The organism is Caballeronia sp. (assembly GCF_049581465.1).
In the GTDB taxonomy this organism is placed as follows: Bacteria; Pseudomonadota; Gammaproteobacteria; order Burkholderiales; family Burkholderiaceae; genus Caballeronia.
The window spans coordinates 1-4,951 of the sequence record NZ_JBAUSA010001041.1 but is presented as its reverse complement, the minus strand read 5'-3'; the positions used below and the strand labels follow the sequence as shown (position 1 = coordinate 4,951).

Below are 4,951 nucleotides of genomic sequence, written 5' to 3'. Positions count from 1 at the left end.
GGCGTTGATCATGCGCGCGCGTGGGACGAAATCGTGCAATTGGCCGAACGCCATAGTGCTCGTGTGTTTGTCGCGCCGATGTCCGCCCGTTGCAGCTTTCCCGAAGATCACCGCTTGTTCGCTGGCTTCTTGCCAGCCATTCGCGAGCAAATCGTGGAATTGCTTGACGGCCACGACTTGATTTTCGCGCTGGGTGCGCCGGCCTTCACGTATCACGTGGAAGGCAACGGGCCGCACGTCCCGCAAGGAAGCCAACTCGTTCAACTGATCGACGATCCGTCGGTTGCCGCATGGATTCCCGTCGGGACGTCGGTGGTGGGCAATGTCCGGCTGGGTATCGAAGATTTACTGGCGCGGCCACAACCGCTTGCGCGTCGAAAACCCGCGCTGCGCGAGGCCACGCAGCGCGTGGGCGGGTCATCACCGATCTCGGTCGCGTTCGCGCTTCAGACGCTCGCCGATATCCGCGATCCCGCCGATATCGTGGTCGAGGAAGCGCCCAGTTCACGTCCCGTGATGCAGCGGCACTTGCCGATTACACAGCGCGGCACCTTCTACACGATGGCAAGCGGCGGCCTCGGTCACGCCATGCCGGCCGCGGTCGGTGTGGCGCTGGCGAAGCCGGGACGACGCGTGATCGGCGTGATCGGCGATGGATCGGCCATGTACTCGATCCAGGCGTTATGGAGCGCTGCGCAACTGGGCTTGCCGGTTGTCTACGTGATTCTCAACAACGCGCGCTACGCCGCGCTTCAGGACTTCGCGCCCATGTTCGGCTTTGCACCCGGCGATCCGGTGCAGGGCACGGATTTGCCCGGGATCGATTTCGTCGCGCTCGCCAAGGGAATGGGGTGCAAGGGCGTGCGCGTCTCTGATGCCGCATTGCTCGAAGGCGTGCTGAAGGAAGCATTCGCATTGGATAAACCGGTGTTGGTTGAGATAGCGGTTGCTTGAATCACGGATTTCCAATTATGAAAATAGCAATACTCGGCGCCGGCGCGATGGGCTCGTTCTTCGGTGGCATGCTTGCCGAAAGCGCTCACGCGGTGACCCTGCTCGACATCGATGCGCAACATCTCGATGCCATTCGTCGCGACGGCTTGCGGCTCGTGAACGGCTCGCGAGACCGCCGCATTACTCAACTTGCTGTCAGCCGTCCAGAGCTGCTCTGTTCCACGCCCGACCTGCTTGTCGTATTCACGAAGTCGCTGCATACGCGGGCAGCGCTTGCCAGCGTGAAGCAAGTTATCGGGCCGGAGACGTTTGTGCTGACGTTGCAAAACGGGTTGGGCAACGCGGAGTTGATTAGTGAGTCGGTTCGTCCCGAGCGCGTGCTGATCGGCGTGACGACATGGCCGGCCGACAAGCTCGGCGCCGCGCACGTGGCGTCGCATGGCGAGGGGAAAATTCGCATGATGTGCGGGGATGGGGTTCATCGTCCGCAGGCCGACGCCATCGCCCACGCGCTCGACGCCGCGGGTCTGCATTGCACCGTCGATGACAACGTCTGGTCCGCGATCTGGGAAAAAGTGGCGTTCAATGCCGCGCTGAATTCCCTGTGCGCGGTGAGCGGCTGTGCCGTCGATCAGCTCGGTCGCGTGCCGGACGGCGCCGCGCTCGCATTGAAGATCGTCGTCGAAGTGCTGGATGTGGCGCGAGCGAAAGGCATTCGCGTCGATCAGGAAAGGTGCGCAAGCACCGTGCTCCATGCGATCGAGACGCACCATGGGCACAAGCCTTCAATGCTGCAGGATGTTCTCGCGCGACGTCGGACCGAAATCGAATCGATCAATGGCGCGGTCGTCGTGGCAGCGCGTGAACTGAACGTGCCGGTCGTGCATACGGAGATCCTGCTGCAACTCGTGCGTCTGGTCGAGGCGCGCAATACGGAATGATCGAATAACGGATTGAAAGAGGCTCCATAACGAGCGCGAGCCATTGAAGCTAACGCGCCAAAACAATCAACAGGACACAAGCATGCCCATCATCCGTCCGAGCGGGGGTCCGCAATGAAGCGCGACACGCTCAATTTACCTTCCTCCATCGATATAGGCCGTGTGCTCGACGATGGACCCTTTACCGCCGTCCAGAAGATCGTCGTGCTGCTCGCGGCGCTGTCGATCGTGATGGACGGCTTCGACGGCCAGCTCATCGGCTTCGCCATTCCCGTGTTGATCAAGGAGTGGAGCATCACGCGCAACGCCTTTGCCCCGGCGGTTGCCGCGGGCTTGATCGGCATGGGCATCGGCAGCGCGTGCGCAGGCTTGTTCGCGGATCGCTTCGGCCGCCGCTGGGCGCTTATCGCCAGCGTGTTGTTGTTTGGCGTGGCGACGTGCTGTATTGGCTTCGCGAATAACGTGACGTCGATCGCGGTGATGAGATTTATCGCCGGGCTTGGAATCGGCGGCGCATTGCCGAGCGCCGCCACCATGACCGCCGAGTTCACACCGGCCCGGCGACGCACGTTGGCGATCACCGCGACCATCGTGTGCGTGCCGCTCGGCGGCATGCTCGCGGGACTTTTCGCGAGCAGGGTGTTGCCGGTGTACGGATGGCGCGGCCTGTTCTGGATCGGCGGTACGTTGCCGATCGTACTGGGTATCTTGTTGCTCGCCACGTTGCCCGAATCGCCGCGCTTTCTCGCTCGCTGGCCCGAACGCTGGGACGAGTTACGGGCGCTGCTCGGCCGAATGTCGAGGTCAACCGGCAGTAACACCGCTTTCACCGATCTGGTCGAGCAGAAGGCCGAGCAACGTGCGGGTTTCGGTGCATTGTTCGAGACCGGCCGCGCCCGCGACACCGTCGCCATCTGGTGCGCATTCTTCATGTGCCTGCTCGCGGTGTATAGCGCGTTTAGCTGGCTGCCGACCATGCTCGCCGCAGAGGGCCTGGACGTCGCGGTCGCGGGATCGGGACTGACGGCGTACAACCTGGGCGGCGTGTTCGGCGCGCTGGGCTGCGCGTTCGCGATTACACGATACGGCTCGCGCTGGCCCTTGCTCTTGTGCTGTGCGGGCGGCGTGGCGAGTGCGCTGGCAATACGCGGTATCGATGTAATGCACCACACTCACTGGCTCGTGTTCGGTCTCGGCGTGCACGGACTCTTCGTGAACGCCGTGCAATCGACCATGTACGCGCTCTGCGCCTACGTCTACCCCACGCGCGTCCGGGCGACCGGCACAGCCTCGGCTCTTGCGTTCGGGCGAATCGGGGCGATCGTCAGCGCGTTTGCCGGTGCGCTGCTGATCACCGCAGGCGGCGCATCGTTCTACCTCGCCATGCTCGGCGCAGCCATGTTCATGGTGCTTGTCGCGTTGATGGTCGTGCGCCACCACATTCCCCGTGCCGACGACGCGCGGGCGCGCGCGCCGTCTGTTTAGCCACCAAGGCTTTCCAGACCGCTTCGCTCTAACTCAATCGGATCTCCCTGACCGGGCTTGCAAAAGCCCGGCGGGAATCTGCACGCGCGCACGTTCCATGTGCGTGGGCGTACCAAATCAAGAGACACCATGAAGAACATCCTGATCACCGCGTTACTGGCTTGCCCGTGGGTTCTGCTTTCGCACGACGCGGCCGCGCAAAGCAGCGTGACGCTGTACGGCAGTATCGATACATCGGTTGAATATGCGAACGCCGGCAACGGCAGTCAGTTCCGGATGGACAGCGGCAATATCACCGCATCACGATGGGGTTTGACCGGAGTTGAAGACATTGGCGGCGGTACGCGCATTATCTTCAAGCTTGAAAACGGCTTTTCAAGCACCCACGGCGTCGCGCTGCAGGAAGGCGCATTGTTCGGTCGCGAAGCGTGGATCGGCGCGCAAGGCGCGTTCGGGCGCGTTCAGGTCGGCAACAGCTATACGCCGCTGCACACCACCTTTGTTACCTACGCGCAGCCGGGCTTGGGCAATGGCCTTGGCTGGGGCAATGCCGCAAACAGTTTTGTGTTTGTGCGGGCCCTTCGAGCCAGCGACGCGATCCGCTATGTGTCCCCCGCGTTCGCCGGGTTCACCTTGCGGGGCTTTTATTCGTTCGGCGGCAATGGCGTCGCGGGCGTGCCGGGCAACCTCGGAAAAGATGCCGGTGCGGGACTCAACTACAGCAACGGTCGCTTCGCCGCCGATGTCGATTTCATGACGCAAGGTTTTGCGACGAGCACGCCGGTTTCCGGAGCGACATCGACGGCAGCCGGTAACTACCTGCTGATCGGGGCGTCGTACGATTTCGGCTTCGTCAAGCCTTCACTGCTGATTCAGCAACATCGCGGCGGCCCCGACGTTACGACTGCCCATCCGTTGGCGTATGCGAACCCGAAAAACGACTTCTATTCCATCGATATCACCGCGCCGCTCGGCGTTGGCCTATTGCTGGTGAGCGCCGGTGTGTATCGGAACCTGTCCGACAGCGGTGGGAATGCCGCGACCGGCGCGCTTCGATTCGACTATCCGCTGTCGCCACGCACCACGCTCTATGCCGGCGCCGCCTATCTGAACAACGGGGCTCGCGCCTCGTTCACGATTTCCGGAGCCGCCAACCCGGGGCCGACAGCCGATGCCGGCGCTAGCGTCACGTCGGCGGTGGTGGGAATGAAGCACACGTTTTGATCGTTTGCCGAGGTGGCGAGTGCGACAATGCTGCCTCGCTTGCAACCCTTTGTTTCGACCATCCATCAGGCATGCCGTCACCCTCCGAAAACCGAACCCAACGTGTCGCCGTCATCGGCGGCGGTCCTGCTGGCTTGATGGCTGCCGAAGCGTTGGCGGTGGCCGGCGTCGAAGTGGATCTCTACGACACCATGCCTTCGGTCGGCCGCAAGTTCCTGATGGCAGGCAAGGGCGGCATGAACCTTACGCATTCCGAGCGGGCGGACAAGTTCCTCTCGCGCTATGCAGAGCGCCGGGCGCAGATCGAACCCTTGCTGCGCCGTTTCGATGCATCCGCCTTGCAGGCG

Annotated in this window: 5 protein-coding genes; all 5 read left to right on the top strand. The window is 62.8% G+C overall.

Annotated features, from left to right (window positions below; all coding sequences use genetic code 11):
* A partial coding sequence (locus tag WCA53_RS25530) for a thiamine pyrophosphate-dependent enzyme (RefSeq protein ID WP_423916977.1) occupies nt 1-954 on the top strand: 954 nt, incomplete at its 5' end.
* A 17-nt stretch (nt 955-971) separates the two neighbouring features.
* The gene (locus WCA53_RS25525) at nt 972-1,895 is read left to right on the top strand and encodes a ketopantoate reductase family protein (protein WP_423916975.1); all 924 of its coding nucleotides are present in this window, start codon (nt 972-974) and stop codon (nt 1,893-1,895) included.
* Nucleotides 1,896-2,009: 114 nt separating this feature from the next.
* Complete coding sequence (locus WCA53_RS25520; protein ID WP_423916972.1) at nt 2,010-3,380, top strand: MFS transporter; 1,371 nt, start codon at nt 2,010-2,012, stop codon at nt 3,378-3,380.
* Nucleotides 3,381-3,509: 129 nt separating this feature from the next.
* Nucleotides 3,510-4,604, top strand: a complete 1,095-nt coding sequence (locus WCA53_RS25515) for a porin (protein ID WP_423916969.1) — start codon at nt 3,510-3,512, stop codon at nt 4,602-4,604.
* 71 nt (nt 4,605-4,675) lie between these two features.
* On the top strand, nt 4,676-4,951 hold a 276-nt coding region (locus WCA53_RS25510), incomplete at its 3' end, for an NAD(P)/FAD-dependent oxidoreductase (RefSeq protein WP_423916967.1).

Excerpts from the sequence above, each read along its gene's own strand:
- WCA53_RS25525 (WP_423916975.1), top strand. The coding sequence starts at position 972 with ATGAAAATAGCAATACTCGGCGCCGGCGCGATGGGCTCGTTCTTCGGT.
- WCA53_RS25520 (WP_423916972.1), top strand. The coding sequence starts at position 2,010 with ATGAAGCGCGACACGCTCAATTTACCTTCCTCCATCGATATAGGCCGT.
- WCA53_RS25515 (WP_423916969.1), top strand. The coding sequence starts at position 3,510 with ATGAAGAACATCCTGATCACCGCGTTACTGGCTTGCCCGTGGGTTCTG.